At 40.2% G+C, this 15,550-nt stretch carries 14 protein-coding genes and 1 tRNA gene; 11 read left to right on the top strand and 4 right to left on the bottom strand.

Translation table 11 applies throughout. From position 1 onward, the window contains the following. Window positions 1-11 precede the first annotated feature (11 nt). Both rpsR and rpsF read right to left on the bottom strand, forming a co-directional pair. A complete protein-coding gene (gene rpsR / locus C4F40_RS17575; RefSeq protein WP_093096199.1) occupies window positions 12-275 on the bottom strand; it encodes a 30S ribosomal protein S18 in 264 nt (87 codons plus the stop codon). After that, window positions 275-643 (bottom strand): 30S ribosomal protein S6, encoded by a 369-nt coding sequence (rpsF, locus tag C4F40_RS17580; protein ID WP_196940725.1) that lies wholly within the window; start codon window positions 641-643, stop codon window positions 275-277. Before rpsF ends, rpsR begins: the two co-directional genes overlap by 1 nt. A gap of 376 nt (window positions 644-1,019) precedes the next feature. On the opposite strand from rpsF, the gene C4F40_RS17585 reads away from it, so the two are divergent. After that, the gene (locus tag C4F40_RS17585) at window positions 1,020-3,146 is read left to right on the top strand and encodes a catalase (protein WP_196940726.1); all 2,127 of its coding nucleotides are present in this window, start codon (window positions 1,020-1,022) and stop codon (window positions 3,144-3,146) included. A gap of 26 nt (window positions 3,147-3,172) precedes the next feature. Further along, a complete protein-coding gene (gene ligD / locus C4F40_RS17590; protein WP_196940727.1) occupies window positions 3,173-5,671 on the top strand; it encodes a DNA ligase D in 2,499 nt (832 codons plus the stop codon). Here the strand turns inward: ligD and ku are convergent. Then, window positions 5,668-6,426 carry a non-homologous end joining protein Ku gene (ku, locus tag C4F40_RS17595; protein ID WP_196940728.1) on the bottom strand — a complete coding sequence of 253 codons (759 nt, stop codon included), beginning with the start codon at window positions 6,424-6,426 and terminating at the stop codon, window positions 5,668-5,670. The genes ligD and ku overlap by 4 nt on opposite strands. A gap of 140 nt (window positions 6,427-6,566) precedes the next feature. Here ku and C4F40_RS17600 point away from each other — a divergent pair, with 140 nt between their 5' ends. The 9 genes from C4F40_RS17600 to C4F40_RS17640 all read left to right on the top strand — a co-directional run bounded on the left by C4F40_RS17600 (window position 6,567) and on the right by C4F40_RS17640 (window position 15,179). Then, window positions 6,567-7,820, top strand: coding sequence for a putative DNA modification/repair radical SAM protein (locus C4F40_RS17600; RefSeq protein WP_196940729.1), 1,254 nt, complete (start codon window positions 6,567-6,569; stop codon window positions 7,818-7,820). A 1-nt stretch (window position 7,821) separates the two neighbouring features. Further along, on the top strand, window positions 7,822-8,604 hold the full coding sequence (locus tag C4F40_RS17605; RefSeq protein WP_231390114.1) for a TIGR03915 family putative DNA repair protein: 783 nt from the start codon (window positions 7,822-7,824) through the stop codon (window positions 8,602-8,604). A 193-nt stretch (window positions 8,605-8,797) separates the two neighbouring features. Continuing rightward, the gene (locus tag C4F40_RS17610) at window positions 8,798-9,805 is read left to right on the top strand and encodes a sensor histidine kinase (RefSeq protein WP_231390115.1); all 1,008 of its coding nucleotides are present in this window, start codon (window positions 8,798-8,800) and stop codon (window positions 9,803-9,805) included. Between the two features lie 77 nt (window positions 9,806-9,882). Continuing rightward, on the top strand, window positions 9,883-10,638 hold the full coding sequence (locus tag C4F40_RS17615; RefSeq protein ID WP_196940730.1) for a LytR/AlgR family response regulator transcription factor: 756 nt from the start codon (window positions 9,883-9,885) through the stop codon (window positions 10,636-10,638). Window positions 10,639-10,775: 137 nt separating this feature from the next. After that, complete coding sequence (locus C4F40_RS17620) at window positions 10,776-11,396, top strand: porin family protein (protein ID WP_196940731.1); 621 nt, start codon at window positions 10,776-10,778, stop codon at window positions 11,394-11,396. 221 nt (window positions 11,397-11,617) lie between these two features. After that, window positions 11,618-12,538 (top strand): DUF6268 family outer membrane beta-barrel protein, encoded by a 921-nt coding sequence (locus C4F40_RS17625; RefSeq protein WP_196940732.1) that lies wholly within the window; start codon window positions 11,618-11,620, stop codon window positions 12,536-12,538. A gap of 160 nt (window positions 12,539-12,698) precedes the next feature. After that, window positions 12,699-13,574, top strand: coding sequence for a lysophospholipid acyltransferase family protein (locus tag C4F40_RS17630; protein WP_196940733.1), 876 nt, complete (start codon window positions 12,699-12,701; stop codon window positions 13,572-13,574). Window positions 13,575-13,849: 275 nt separating this feature from the next. After that, window positions 13,850-14,203, top strand: a complete 354-nt coding sequence (locus C4F40_RS17635; protein WP_196937956.1) for an ISAon1 family transposase N-terminal region protein — start codon at window positions 13,850-13,852, stop codon at window positions 14,201-14,203. Next, window positions 14,196-15,179 carry an ISAon1 family transposase gene (locus tag C4F40_RS17640; protein WP_196937955.1) on the top strand — a complete coding sequence of 328 codons (984 nt, stop codon included), beginning with the start codon at window positions 14,196-14,198 and terminating at the stop codon, window positions 15,177-15,179. Before C4F40_RS17635 ends, C4F40_RS17640 begins: the two co-directional genes overlap by 8 nt. 176 nt (window positions 15,180-15,355) lie before the next feature. Here the strand turns inward: C4F40_RS17640 and C4F40_RS17645 are convergent. After that, window positions 15,356-15,445: transfer RNA gene (locus C4F40_RS17645), tRNA-Ser, on the bottom strand. Window positions 15,446-15,550 lie beyond the last annotated feature (105 nt).

The following is a 15,550-nucleotide window of genomic DNA, read 5'->3' on the forward strand; positions in this document are numbered from 1 at the left end:
TCGTATCCTCCTTATTTTAATGAATCAGTTACGTAAGGCATAAGTCCGATGATACGCGCACGTTTCACGGCCTGAGCTACTTTACGTTGAAATTTCAATGATGTTCCAGTTAAACGACGCGGTAAAATTTTACCTTGATCATTTACAAACTTTAATAAGAAGTTTGCGTCTTTGTAGTCGATATACTTGATACCGTTCTTTTTGAAACGACAATATTTTTTACGGTTGTCCTCTACTTTAGGAGCAGTCACGTATTGGATGTTTTCGTTTGCCATTAGTTTGCTACCTCCTCAGTTTTAGTTTCTGCTTTTTTGTTGAATGCACCACTGCGCTTTTTCTCACTATAAGCAATTGCATGCTTGTCTAGAGAAATCGTTAAGAAGCGCATTACGCGTTCGTCACGCTTGTATTCAAGCTCTAATTTTTTGATTAATTCACCCGGAGCCTTGAATTCAGTTAAGTGATAAAATCCAGTCGTTTTTTTCTCGATTGGATACGCTAATTTTCTCAAACCCCAATTATCTTCTGCGATAATTTCGGCTCCGCCTTCTGTTAGGATACTTTTGAATTTTGCGATTGTTTCTTTCGCAGCATCGTCAGAAAGCAACGGGGTAAGAATGATGACAGATTCGTACTGTTGCATTGTTTAAATAATTATTTTAATTTAAAGTTGTTCCGTCTATTATAGACGGAAGTGCAAAGGTAAAAAAAAATTTCAGAAATAAGCAGACTGAATTGATTTTTATATAGATTGAATCCTGTTTGAAAAAAGTTGCTTGTACTTTGAGAAAAAAAAGAAAGGTTTTCAAACGGGGAGAATGAAAACCTTTACTAACCAATTATAAACCTAAATTATGATGATGCAAAGATAAGTGTATTTCTAACACTATGCAAATTTATTTTATTATATTATTTTCACTTGCCAACATGAAGGAAAACAAATCGTATATATGGTTGTTTTTGAGAGTATAGTAGTTTTAATATCATTTAACTTTAGATACCGTACATAAACTTCATTTATGAAAAAGAATCCGTCAAACAATAAAACCAAACAGATCGATAATCATTTGATCGACAACTCGGATAAATTACTAACAACTAATGATGGGGTAGCCATCCATGACAATAACAATACGCTTAAAGCTGGAGAGAGAGGACCTTCTCTATTGGAAGATTTTGTTATGCTGGATAAAATGGCCCATTTTGATCGGGAACGCATCCCCGAACGTGTGGTGCATGCCAGAGGTTCGGGGGCACATGGTATATTTGAAGCAACGGAGGATATTTCACAATATACAAAAGCCGGTTTTTTGAAAAAAGGAACCATTACTCCTTTGTTTTTACGATTTTCTACGGTCGCAGGTTTTAAGGGTAGCACAGATCTTGCACGGGATGTACGTGGTTTTTCTGTTAAATTTTACACCGAAGAGGGTAACTACGATTTAGTAGGTAATAATATTCCGGTATTTTTTATACAGGATGCTATGAATTTTCCGGATTTGGTGCACGCGGTAAAACCGGAGCCAAATAATGAAATGCCCCAGGCAGCCTCTGCCCACGATACGTTCTGGGATTTTATATCCCTCATGCCTGAAGCAGCACATATGGTTATGTGGACGATGTCGGATCGTGCGATCCCGCGCTCATTGAGAATGATGGAAGGATTTGGTGTACATACATTCAAGTTTATTAACGAGGAAGGTAAAGCAACGTTTGTTAAATTTCATTGGAAGCCAAAATTAGGTGTTCATCAGGTCGCTTGGCAAGAAGCACAGAAGATATCGGGCTATGATGCCGATTTTCACCGTCGTGATCTCTGGGAAAATATCGATAAGGGTAATTTTCCACAATGGGATTTAGGCGTACAACTTATTCCGGAAGAAGATGAGCTCAAGTTTTCTTTTGATATACTCGATCCGACTAAAATCGTTCCTGAAGAGCTTATACCGGTTAAAATTATCGGTACAATGACTTTGAATCGCAATCCGGAGAACTTTTTTGCTGAGACTGAACAGATTGCTTTTGATCCGGGGCGTCTTGTCCCTGGAATAGATTTTTCAAATGATCCTTTGCTGCAGGGCCGTGTGTTTTCCTATGCAGATACGCAGAATTACCGACTAGGCGGACCAAATTTTCATGAGCTGCCCATCAATAAATCTGTAAACGGTAAGCATAATAATCAGAAAGATGGATTTGGGCGAATGGATATTCTGAAAGGAAATGTCAGTTACTTTCCAAACAGTTTGGGTAATGGCTGCCCGTACCACGCGATGCTAAGAGGTGAAAAAGGATTTGAATCTCACAGCGAAAAGATCGATGCGAAGAAAATAAGGGGTAGATCGACGTCTTTCGCTGACCATTTCACACAGGCTAGATTATTTTTTAATTCGCAAACCGAAGCGGAGCAAAATCACATCATCAGCGCTTATAGCTTTGAGCTCTCAAAAGTGAAATCGGAAGATGTGCGTAGGCGTGAACTGGCAATTTTGAATCAGATCGACAAAAAATTAGCGCAAAAAGTGGGCGCAAATCTTGGATTGACACCTCCAGCTCAACTGGATTCATTGACTATTCAATTTGCCAAAAATAATCATCCTGAATATCCGATCCAACCGAATAAACCGGAGGTGGAACAATCCGCTGCGCTTAGTATGGCCGTAAAATCTGGAGAAGGCACCATTGAAACGCGTAAAGTTGCATTTTTGGTGGCTGATGGGGTAAGTAAGGTGTCTATCGATAAGATGAAGCTGGAATTGGAAAAAGAGGGCGCTGAAGCAGTACTGATTTCAACGCATATGGGCAGAGTTAAATTTAAGGAAGGCGGGGAGGAACCTATACAGTTTACGTATTTAACTGAAGCGTCGGTATGTTATGACGCTTTTTATACGCCAGAAGGTGAATCTGTTGCTAAACTGCAGCAGGAACCGGACTACTTCCAGTTTATCAATGAAGGATACAGGCACTGTAAAGCATTGGCTTTTGCGAAAGGTGCGGAACAATTGATAGCGGGTTCCTATTTAAAGGATAAGGAAAAAGATGCCGGTGTTATCTTGGAGTCTGAAAACAACTTGGCTTCCGATTTTATAATGGTGATGAAAGGACACCGGGTATGGGAACGTGAAGAATCCCGAAAGATACCTGTATAGTTAAGATAGGAGCTTGTTTTTCGCATATGGCAGCGCTTGAGAAATACAATACAAAAAGAGATTTTAGTAAGACCTCGGAGCCCAAAGGCACAACAAAGAAATCAACGGCAAAATTACGTTTCGTGGTACAGCGACACCATGCCTCACGTCTTCACTACGATTTTAGATTGGAGATGGATGGCGTACTTAAGAGTTGGGCGGTGCCAAAAGGACCATCTTTAAATCCCGAGGATAAACGATTGGCCGTAATGGTCGAGGATCATCCAATCAGTTACGGTGGCTTCGAAGGTGATATACCGAAGGGAAATTACGGATACGGCAGTGTTTCCATCTTTGATGAAGGCAGCTATGAACCGGTCAATAAAAAAGACGGTGAAAAGGGATTATTGCAAGAGCTGGAAAAGGGAAGCGTAAAAGTTGTATTGAAGGGTAAGATCCTGAAAGGTGAGTTTGCTGTAGTAAAAATAAAAGGCTCGGAAGACAACGCCTGGCTTCTTATCAAACATCGGGATAGGTATGCTGTAGAGAACGACTTTAGTGCAGAAGATTTGGTGGATGAAAAGATAAAAAAGCATGGTGTGGATTATAAGAGAAATAACAAGGGGAGCAAAGCTGAAAAAATAGTAAACACTAAAGCAGGTAAAGGTGCGGTACGATCTAAAGAGGAAAGTTCGTCGGATTCGAAAATTACTTCGCCGATGCTGGCTACCTTGTCCGAAACTATCCCCGATGAAGGGGAATGGTTGTTTGAACGTAAATTGGACGGTTTCCGAGCGATAGCCGAAATTAATAAGAAAAAAGTAAACCTGATATCACGTAATGGCGTGAGTTTTAATAAACAGTTTCCGTCGATTGTAACTGTGCTGGAGAATGTGGATCGCCAGCTGGTTCTGGATGGTGAACTGGTTATAGAAGATCATAAAAAGAATAGTGCTTTTCAACTGCTGCAGCATGGCGAACCGCTTCCGGCTAAATATCAGTTGTATTATTATGTATTTGATGTGCTTGCCTTGGATGGAAATGATTTGCGGGATTTTGAATTGTCCGAACGTAGGGATCTGGTAAAGATGTTGCTTACTAAATATAAACATCCGCAGCTACGCCTGGTAGAATCTATTGATTTTACATTTGAAAAATCGGTTAAAAAAGCCGGCGAAGAAGGATGGGAAGGAATATTGGCAAAAGAAACGAGCAGTAAATATCTTTCGGGAAAACGTACTTCTTTTTGGCGAAAAATCAAGTTTCAGCAATCTCAGGAAGCGATTATTGTAGGGTATACCAAACCAGAGGGCTCCCGTTCAGCTTTTGGAGCACTCGTGCTTGCGGTGCAAGGTGATGAGGGGCTGGTATACGTGGGGAATGTAGGCACGGGGTTTAATGAACAGCGTCTTCAGGAGATATTTGACGCGATTAAGAAAGTGCCGGAGACAAAGAAGCCGTTTGATAAAAAGATAGCCATTGCAAATGAGCGCAAGGTAACCTGGATAAAACCTAAATTGATTGCCGAAATCTCGTTTTCCGAATGGACACGGGATCAGCATATGCGTCATCCGGTGTTTAAATCGTTGCGGGATGATAAACCTATTGCAGAAATAAAACGGGTAATACCCGTTAAAGATATGCTAAACGAACGCGAAGTGACGTATGGCCGGATAAAACTGAAATTGACTAATCAAAAAAAAATGTATTGGCCGGATGAGGGCATTACAAAGGGGGAAATGCTTGACTACTATGAATCCATGGCTCCCCTAATATTACCGTATCTAAAAGATAAGCCCATCTCCTTAAACCGCTTTCCGAACGGTATTTTAGAATCTGGTTTCTTTCAAAAAGATATGGACACGGAATCTATTCCATCCTGGCTTAAAACTGTACCGCTCACATCCGAGCGTAGCGGAGATACGGTTAATTACCTGATATGCAACAATGAGGTTACTTTGCTATGGATGGCTAATATGGGGTCCATCGAAATTAATCCATGGCTATCAACGTACCGGCGTAAGCAAAAACCTGATTTTGCAGTGCTCGATATCGATCCGAATGGCGTTGATTTTGAGGAGGTGGTATCAGTCGCGTTAACAGCGCATGAAATTCTGGATTATGCGGGGGTGGATAGTTATATCAAAACCTCTGGCTCGACAGGGCTTCATATTTACATTTACCTGGGTGGTCAATACGATTATGAACTGACCCGCGGGTTTATTCAGATGGTAGCGGAACTCATTCATGAAAGACACGATGGAACAACAAGTCTGGAACGTTCTCCATCTAAACGCAAGAATAAAATCTATTTGGATTATATGCAAAATAAGAAGGGCCAGACCATTGCTGCGCCTTATTCTGTGCGTCCAAAGCCTGGAGCTACGGTGTCGACACCTTTAGCATGGAACGAGGTTGATGGTAACTTGGAAATCCAACAGTTTACGATGGATACGGTCTCGAAACGTGTTTCCACGATCCAGGATCCTTGGGCGGATATCTTCAGCGAAAAAATAAATCTGAAGAAGGCACTGGAAAAGTTCTAAGCTAAACTTGCCTTCAACTTAGCTAATAATTCGGAGGCTTTCGTGTTTTCTTTGTCTACATTAATCTTACGAATGGTAGCACGTTTTCCTTGCGCCTTTTGTTTTATAATTTTCAATAAGGCCTTACTGTACTCGTTTTTATAACCAGAAATATCAAAGTCCGAACTGTTCTGCTTGATGAGTTGTAAAGCCATGTCCATTTCTTGTTTTACAATACGCTGATTCGTGACTTTTAAATCTGCTGTAGGTCTGATTTCTTCTTCAAAGCGAAGTTTATTTAATAGTAAGATGCCATTGTGCGGGCGTACGATTGCAAGATTTTCCATCGTACGCATCACGAACGTACTTAAGCCTACGGCCTTACTTTTTTCCAGTGCTTTAAATAATAAAGAATAGGCTTTTTCACCTCCTTTCTGTGGCTCCATATAGTAGGGGGTGTCGAAATAAATACTGTCTATATCGGCTTCCTTAACAAAGGTCTGTAGATTGATCATTTTGTTTTTATCGGGCATGGCATCTTCGAAATCGGGTTCTTCTAATACCACGTATTTATCTTTGAGCATATAACCCTTGACGATATTTTCCCATTCCACTTCTTTACCCGTTTTCTCGTTTACTCTTTTGTAGCGAATATTTGATTGGTCTTTGCGATCCAGCATGTCAAAATCCAGCTGACTATTCTGAATGGCGCTGTATATCTTTATAGGGATATTAACCAAACCAAACCCTATAGCTCCTGTCCAAATTGCTCTCATATTTATGTCTACATTTTTATTAGATAACCAAAAGAGGACTGAAAAGTTTGATAATGCGCAACTTTTGCAGGAAAGCATTCGCGAAATAAAGTTTTTATTTGCTAATTATTTTAGTATTTTTATCGAAATATTAAAAATAAATGGGAAGTCGTATTCAAGAGAAGCTTTCAATTTTGGCGGATGCTGCCAAATATGATGTAAGTTGTAGCTCGAGCGGGAGTGATCGGAAAAATAAGGATAAAGGGTTGGGAAATACGGGAGCCGGTATATGTCATACGTATACGGAAGATGGACGCTGTGTATCCCTACTAAAAATCCTGTTGACGAATCATTGCATATTTGATTGCGCGTATTGTGTGTCGCGTCGTTCCAATGATGTAAAGCGAGCTGCTTTTACCGTGCAGGAGGTGGTGGATCTTACGATTAACTTTTATCGACGGAACTATATTGAAGGTTTGTTTTTAAGTTCAGGTATCTTCCAAAATGCGGATTTTACGATGGAGCGATTGGTTAGGATCGCTAAAAAACTTCGCAAGGAGCATAATTTTAATGGCTATATCCACTTGAAAACCATTCCCGGAGCTTCGGAAGAGTTGATTTTTGAAGCCGGTCTTTACGCGGATCGACTGAGTATTAATCTGGAAATCCCCACGGAAGCGGGATTGAAGTTGCTGGCACCGGAGAAAAACCATCGGGAGATGATCCATCCCATAAAATATATCAGCAATAGGATACTACAGACTAAAGAGGAAAAGAAAATCATTAAAAGTACACCCAAATTTGCACCTGCCGGCCAGAGTACGCAAATGATTATTGGAGCTGCTAAAGAAAGTGATTTGCAGATTGTACATGCAGCACAGTATTTTTATACCCATTATAAAATGAAACGGGTGTATTACTCGGGTTATGTGCCTATTTCTAACGATTTAAGGTTACCTGCTATTGGTACGGAAGTACCCTTGGTAAGGGAAAATCGTTTGTATCAAACGGATTGGTTGCTGCGGTTTTATGGGTTTGAAGCGGATGAAATTGTAAATGATATGAATCCGTTGCTGGATCTGGATATAGATCCCAAATTAAGCTGGGCACTGCGCAACATGGATAGATTTCCGGTTGATGTGAATCGGGCTCCTTATGAGATGATTCTACGCATTCCCGGTGTAGGCGTACGATCTGCAAAAAAGATTCTTGCAGCACGTAACTTTGAAAAGTTACGGCTGGAACATCTACAGAAATTGGGAATCGCCATGAATAAGGCAAAGTATTTCATTTCCTGCCACGGATATATACAACGGTATGCAGACCAACAGTCGGAAAGAATAAAGCATTTTATCTTAAGCGGATCTTCGAGCAAGTATGTCAAAGCGGTGAGTACGCAATTAAATCTTTTTTAACGTGGGACAACAGGCATTGTGTTATGACGGAACCTGGAAAGGCTTGCTGTCGCTAATATTCGATGTATATGCTTACAAATACAGTATTAGTGCTATAGTAACGGAAAATAATGCGATTCAGTCTCTTTTATTCACCTCGGCTTTAATTCACGTTGTAACGGAGGATATCAAATCTGCCCGTGTTACAAAAGGGATCATTACTAGCGTTGGCAAAAAGGGGTATCTGGAACTATATCATGTCTTTCTTTCTGAAAAAGAGGGTAGGGAGCTGCTGATTTTGCGAACTGTACAATATTATCTGGGTGTAAAAGAGCAGGCTTCTAAAAACTATGCACATGCGGATGTGCTGGAAGTAAAGAAGATCGTGAAATCTGTGTCTAGGGAACGGCATCGAATGAAGGCTTTTATACGTTTTCAATTGCTGAAAGATGGTGTTTATTTTGCAATTGCGGAGCCTGATTTTAATGTGCTGCCGTTAATAAGCAAACACTTCAAAGATCGATATGCCGATCAGAAATGGATAATATATGATGTAAAGCGTAAGTATGGGCTATTTTATGATGGTGGTGAAGTGCAAGAAATTGAGTTTGGGACAGAAAATAGGTTGGATCAAAAATCGATTTCCTTAGCGGGACATGAGTCGGAAATACTATACAGTACATTGTGGAATCAATATTTCAAATCGGTCAATATTAGGGAGCGTAAAAACCTTAAACTGCATATACAGCATGTGCCAAAACGATATTGGAAGTATTTGAATGAGAAAATTGAAATGGGAGGATAATTGAATACTAAGCAGCGGAAGCAAGTTACATGAACCCTTAAAAGTCTGCGAACTTTGAAAATCATATAACAGACAGCGAGCACCATCTGTTAAGTTCATCGACTAAAAAATGAAGTTCATCAGAAAAAACAGTAGATTTCTAATAAATCTTAGTAGGAAATTTTACTTTTGAAAAATGGCACAGATAAAAGAAATGAATATAAAAAAACTGTTTATCTTTTTCTTCTCCACACTGATATATGCTTTGTGCCAGATGCTTTTCAGTATTATTCTAATGAAAGAAGATTTATGGAATAATTTTCATATCCAGTTATCAGCCCATTATATCGTAATCTTTACGATGTGCATAGCTGATTATGGGTTATTACTATTTTTAAATAAGTATTTACCTTATTCAAAAAACATATTTTATCGTATAGTAGCAGGCCTGATCGGCATCACCCTCATATGTTTGGTAATATTATGGATATTTAATTACATGATCTATCATGTATTTCTTATCCCCCGGGAAGGCATGCCCACTTTCCTTGTTAAATTTGCCTTTGCCATGACCACCAATATTCCCATTTTGCTGGTATTTGAGTTAATCTATTATTTCCAGTCGGAACAAAAAGCAATAGCCGATTCTGAAAAAGCGAAACGTAAGGTGCTGTTATTCCAACACGAAACCTTGAGGTCGCAGATAAACCCGCACTTCCTCTTCAATTCGCTGAATGTACTTTCCTCATTGATATATATAAATCCGGATAATGCCAATAAATTCACAAAAGCCCTCTCAAAGACCTATCGGTACGTACTTTCACTTACCCGGCAGCCGGTTGTTTCGGTAGCAGAAGAATTAGACGCCCTGGATTCGTATATTTTCCTTATGCGAATGAGGTTTGAAAACTCCTTCACTTTTACCGTAAACAAGATAGCCGACTGCGAAAAGAACAAAATTATTCCGCTTACCCTCCAATTGCTTATCGAAAATGCCTTTAAGCACAATATCGCGACCGAAGAATCGCTACTGGCAATAAAACTCACGATTGATAACGATTTTATTACGATTGAGAATAACATTCAACCAGCTAGCGGCGTAGATAAAGGCGGAATCGGACTTAAATACATTACCAAGCAATATAAGCTGTATGCCAAAGATGTCATCGTTACGCATACCGGAGATCTATTTATTGTAAAAATCCCTTATATCCAGTTATGAAATATCCATGATTGCCAAACACGAATACACATAATCTGGATATTCCATATGGTCTTTAACGAACAAACTATTTACATATGAACTACCTGATAGTAGAAGATGAGCGGTTCGCATATGAAGAACTGAAGCGTATGATGACGAAATTGCGCCCCGGTTATTTGTTGGAGAAGCAAACTAAAACAGTCACAGATACCATCAAATTTCTGAAAGAATCTGTCGTGGATTTAATTCTTATGGATATCCGTCTGGCAGATGGCAACTGCTTTGAGATATTTAATCACGTAGAGGTTATCACGCCTGTTATATTTACTACCGCTTATGATGAGCATGCTATCAAGGCGTTTAAGCTGAACAGTATCGATTACCTGTTAAAACCTTTCGATGAAAATGAGTTAGAGGTGGCATTAACTAAATTTGAAAATATCTTTCATAACCACACCTCCATAACAGACCCCAAGCGTTTCGAGCAGATGCTACCTGTTAAAGCAAAAAACCGTTTCCTAATATCGAAAGGGGAAAATTATCACTATATTGAAACCACGGATATTGCTCATTTTTACAGCGAAGACGGAGTTGTCTTCCTTCATACGTGCAACGATAGGCGCTATATCATTAATTATACCTTAGACCAGTTAGAACAGCAGCTTGATAGCCGTTTGTTTTTCCGTGTATCTCGTAATTGCATCGGGAATGTAAAAGCAATTGAAAATGTTGCCAAATACTTCAATAGCCGGCTGAAACTTTCCTTTTTACCCGAATGTCCTCATGAAGTTTTGGTAAGCCGTGTGCGTGTTCCGGACTTCCTGAAATGGATGGATGGGATCATGGGATAGCTTGGTACAGAAAATTCAATTCCTTGAATGCTGCAGTTCATTCCGTAAATTCTGAAGCCTATCCTTTATCGCTTTTGGTATTGCCTCGTTCATCGTTCTTTTGTTCTAATTAAAAACAAGTATTAAATTTTAGAACAATGAAAAAAAACGTAGTAACATTTCTTTTTGCAGTAGGAGCATTAATTTTTTCCACTCAATTATGGGCACAGGACAAGCCTGTATCATTTGGCTTCAAAGTTGGAACAAACCTATCCAATTACCGCTTAGGGGGTGATATGAACGGCTTCAAAAGTAAAATGAACTTCGGCGGTTCGGTGGGCGGTTTCATAAAATATGACCTAAGTACAACTTTTGCCCTGCAATCTGGTATTGATGTGTATTATAAGACCTCGACGTTGGAATCCAAGACGGATCAATCATCCTACAAATTTAAGTCTTTCGGCGTAGAGATGCCTGTTTATGGTATTGTCCAAGGCGAGCTAGGTGGCGGAAAAGCCTTTATAGGAGCAGGTCCTTATATCGGCTATGGAATCAGTGCTAAATCTGATGGTGTAAACCTGTTCGGAAAGAATGGCGAGATAGGAAAGCCTGCCATGAACCGTTTTGATTATGGTGTCGGAGGTATTATTGGTTACGACTTCGATAAGAATTGGCAAATAAATGCAAGTTATCAATTTGGGCTTGCAGATCTGCATAAAGCCAAGGGAGGTTCGATGAAAAGCCATGGTGCATCTATCGGAATTGCATATAAATTCTAAATTTTAAGAAGCCATTAAAACAGATTGCGTACCGGAGTTTATGCTCATGCAAAAAGCCTGATGTCTGAATTCCGCACGCAATGGCTTCTATTGAATTTATTCCATCCGGTTTATGCTACGTTTCATCCTGCTAATTCTGAAGTCTGCAGCTTATTGCTTTCTGCTTTGCTTCATTTCTTATTCTTTTGCTCAAAACAACGAATAAGCTAAAAAAAAATCACATGAAGTTAATATCATTATTCTTAACAGCATTGGTAACGCTGCCATGTCTGGAGGTAGAAGCGCAACAGGTGTCTTTCAAGACAGAGTACATTGGAAATTCCGGCTACTACTATCTGCCGCCGGGCGAGAAACCAAGAGAAAAAATTGGTGACGACAGAGGTTCCGCCATGGTTTACCAAGGAGCGGTCAGTATTCCGTTATTTCTGAAAACGAATGAGAACAATCGCCCGACTGCTTGGGGTGTTGGTTTTGGCGGATCCTACGTTTCCTTGAAAAACCAAAACTTCTCGGAACACATGGTATCTGAAATCATGAATTTACAATTGGGCGTTTACCATCTGCGTCCGTTGAACGACAAGTGGTCGATGAGGGCAAGCGTCGGGATAGGGGTGTTTACGCCTTCTGTCGATTTTTCTAAAATAGGTTTCAAAAACGTGCTTGCAAGCGGAGGTGCAGTTTTTATCCGCCATTTGAATCCTAATCTGGATATTGGCGGTGGTGTGGCCATAAACAGCTCTTTAGGTTATCCGATGCTATTTCCCGCCGTTTACGTTAAGTGGAAGACCCAAGGGAAATTTGACGTAAATATCGAGCTGGTAGAGGGTTTGGAAGTGTCGGCGGGCTATGATTTCAATGACAAGTTCAAACTATCGTATGCCCTTGAAATGAATGGACAGGTTGCACTGTTGGAAAAGGACGGAAAAGATGTGATATTCTCTCACCAATATATTGTCACAGGGTTCCGTCCTGAAATAAAGCTTGGTGAAAAAGGATTATTGATGACTGCTATGGCGGGGCTAAACCTGTACCGCCCTGCTTCTTACAGCGATAGAACTTTAAAGGGGGTATTTGCAGGTGACAATGATTATTATTTCTCTATTTCTCCATACGCATCAGTTGGTTTGAAAATGAAATTCTAAGTGGCTCAAATTGAGATGTAAATAGCATTGATATACGGGGTAACATTATACGGAGTTATCATCAACCATTGAAAATTTAGCGACCGCCGAAGGCAGTTGTGAAGCAAACCGATCTCATTGATGCCATTAAAAGAGACTAGAGATCAATAAAAATAATTAGATGAAAATGAAGCAAACCTTACAAACTGTTGCATATAGAAGTGTTTATGCTGTTGCCTATGTGCTAAGTCTGCTGCCCATGACTTTTCTGTATACGATGGCTTCCGTTACTTGTTTTTTTACATATTACATTATTGGGTACAGAAGAACTGTAGTAATTCAAAATATTTCGCGTTCCTTTCCTGATAAACGGTACGGGGAAATTTATGCAATTGTAAAAAAGTTCTACGCGTGCTTTGCCTCCTATTTTGCTGAAATTATTAAAGGGGTTTCTGTTCCGGCGGAAATCCTTGATAAGAAAATAAGAGTTGAAAATCTGGAATTAATAGATCAGTATATAGACTCTGGGCGAAATGTTATCGCATGTTTGGGACATTGTGGCAATTGGGAGATGCTGAATTTTATGCCATATAAAATGCGCCATGATATATATGCCGTTTACAAACCCCTCAGATCGGTAATCATAAACAGGTTTATGATTAAACTCCGGTCTCGTTTTGGTATGCGGTTAATACCTGACAGCGCAGTTGTACGTCATATGCTGACGCGAAGAGCATCTTCTGCCCTCTATTTATTCCTAGCTGATCAATGTCCCCGGATAAAGGAAGATAAATACAAATTCGAGTTGCTAAATCAGCAGACTTATGTCTTTTCGGGCGTAGAAAAATTAGCACACATAAGCGGGGCGGCAGTTGTTTACCTACATATTACGCAGCTCTCGAAAGGGAGTTACAAAATAAAGTGCATGCCCTTATGTGCTGACGCAAAATCTATGAACGATGGCGAAATCACTCATAAGTACATTGACCTATTAACAGAAAATATCAAGGAGGAGCCATACGGATGGCTATGGACACACAAACGATGGAAAGGATGAAATAAGGTGTTCGAGCCCTGCGGATTCTCATCCGTCGGCTATTAGACTTCAATCCAAAATAAAGCTCTTCACTCCGTTCAGGATTTTGTTGTTAAGTCCTTTTGTCCAAGCGGGCTTGCAAAAGCCCATGAACAACAAAACCCAGCTTTGCAGCTGGGCTTTATTTTGTCTCGGCGGAGAGGGCGGGATTATTTCATGATCCCGTAGAGGATCAAGCTGAATCTTTGGGGAGAGATAAATAAATTCTTAGTTTAGCAGTCTTAAAACATATTACCTTGCAAGACGCTGAACGTAGACTATTGGCCTTATTAATGCCCGAAGGGCTGTTAGATTATTTCGATATCATGGAAGTTGTCCAGAAGGACAAAGAACTTCACATCCATTTGGATGAAAAAAATATTGCTCCTTCAGGATATGAAAACACTAAACTAGCATCCAAGGGCTTTATGCCTGTTTCAGAGATTAAAGACTTTCCGATTCGGGGTCAGAAAGTTACTCTTCACATTAAACGCAGGCGTTGGACGGTGTCAGATACCCGGAAAATCATTACCCGGGATTGGAACCTGGTTCGTGAAGGTGCTCGAATGACTACGGAATTCGGGCTTTTTTTAAAGGGAATATTTGGATAACTATCCGATCAGTGCCCATCTTCTTGGGCTTCTGTTTCAGCTGGATGGCAAACAACTTCAAGATCAGTATAAGAATCACTTGAGCGACTTTCATGATTGGGACCAAAAACCTCATGCGGAGTACTGGACTGTATTTCCTGGCAATATATCCCCACAGCTCAGTATTGATGAAACCAGTTTTAGCAATGGCGAACTTTATACTATCGTCACCAGCAAAGCCTCCAAAGGCAAAAAGGGGACTATTCTAGCCACCATTAGAGGAACAAAGGCAGAAGATATTATCACCGTATTAGAGCGTATTCCACTCAGGCTAAGAAACAAAGTTAAAGAAGTAACGATGGATATGGCTCCCAATATGGCAAAAGCTATCCGTAGGTGTTTTCGGAATGCTCGAAGGGTTATCGATCGGTTTCATGTACAAAAACTTGCTTATGATGCTGTTCAGGAACTTCGTATCAGATACCGCTGGCAGGTGTTAGATGAGGAAAGTAAAAAGATTGCCCAGGCACGTAAATGCGGTATTCCTTATGACCCTGGAGTGCTATCCAACGGTGATACCCTTAAACAATTGTTGGCAAGGTCTAGATATCTGTTATTCAAGCATCCCACAAGATGGACCGAGAGTCAAAAGCACCGGGCAGAACTCTTATTTCTACGATTCCCTCTTCTCAAAAAAGCACATGATCTGGGAATAGCATTGGGAGATATCTTCCAGAAATGCAAAGACAAGAAAGTCGCTTTTACCAAACTTGGTCTATGGCATAATCAGGTAGAAGCTTCAGGAATAGCATCTTTTGAAAGCGTGGCCAGATCTATCGCTGCCCATCATCCCTATATCCTACATTACTTCGATAACAAAAGTACAAACGCTTCTGCAGAATCCTTTAATGCTAAACTAAAAGCATTCAGAAGTATCTTCCGTGGGGTTAGAGATACCCAATTCTTTCTTTATAGGGTAATGAAATTATATGCTTAAAAAGGATTACCCCCCAAACTTTCGGTATGATCCCCCGTAGAGGGGGGGGGGCTTCAATCCAAAATAAAGCCCTTCACTCCGTTCAGGATTTTGTTGTTAAGTCCTTTTGTCCAAGCGGGCTTGCAAAAGTCCATGAACAACAAAACCCAGCTTTGCAGCTGGGCTTTATTTTGTCTTGGCGGAGAGGGCGGGATTCGAACCCGCGGTACCGTTTCCAGTACGACAGTTTAGCAAACTGTTCCTTTCGGCCACTCAGGCACCTCTCCGGGTTTCGACAGTGCAAACATAAATCAAAATTTTCATTCTGCAAAGTCAAAATACCGTTTTTTTAATAAAAAAATGACCGTTTAAATTAACCTTCTGACAATCAA

It is taken from the genome of Sphingobacterium pedocola (genome assembly GCF_015209965.1).
Lineage (GTDB): Bacteria > Bacteroidota > Bacteroidia > Sphingobacteriales > Sphingobacteriaceae > Sphingobacterium > Sphingobacterium pedocola.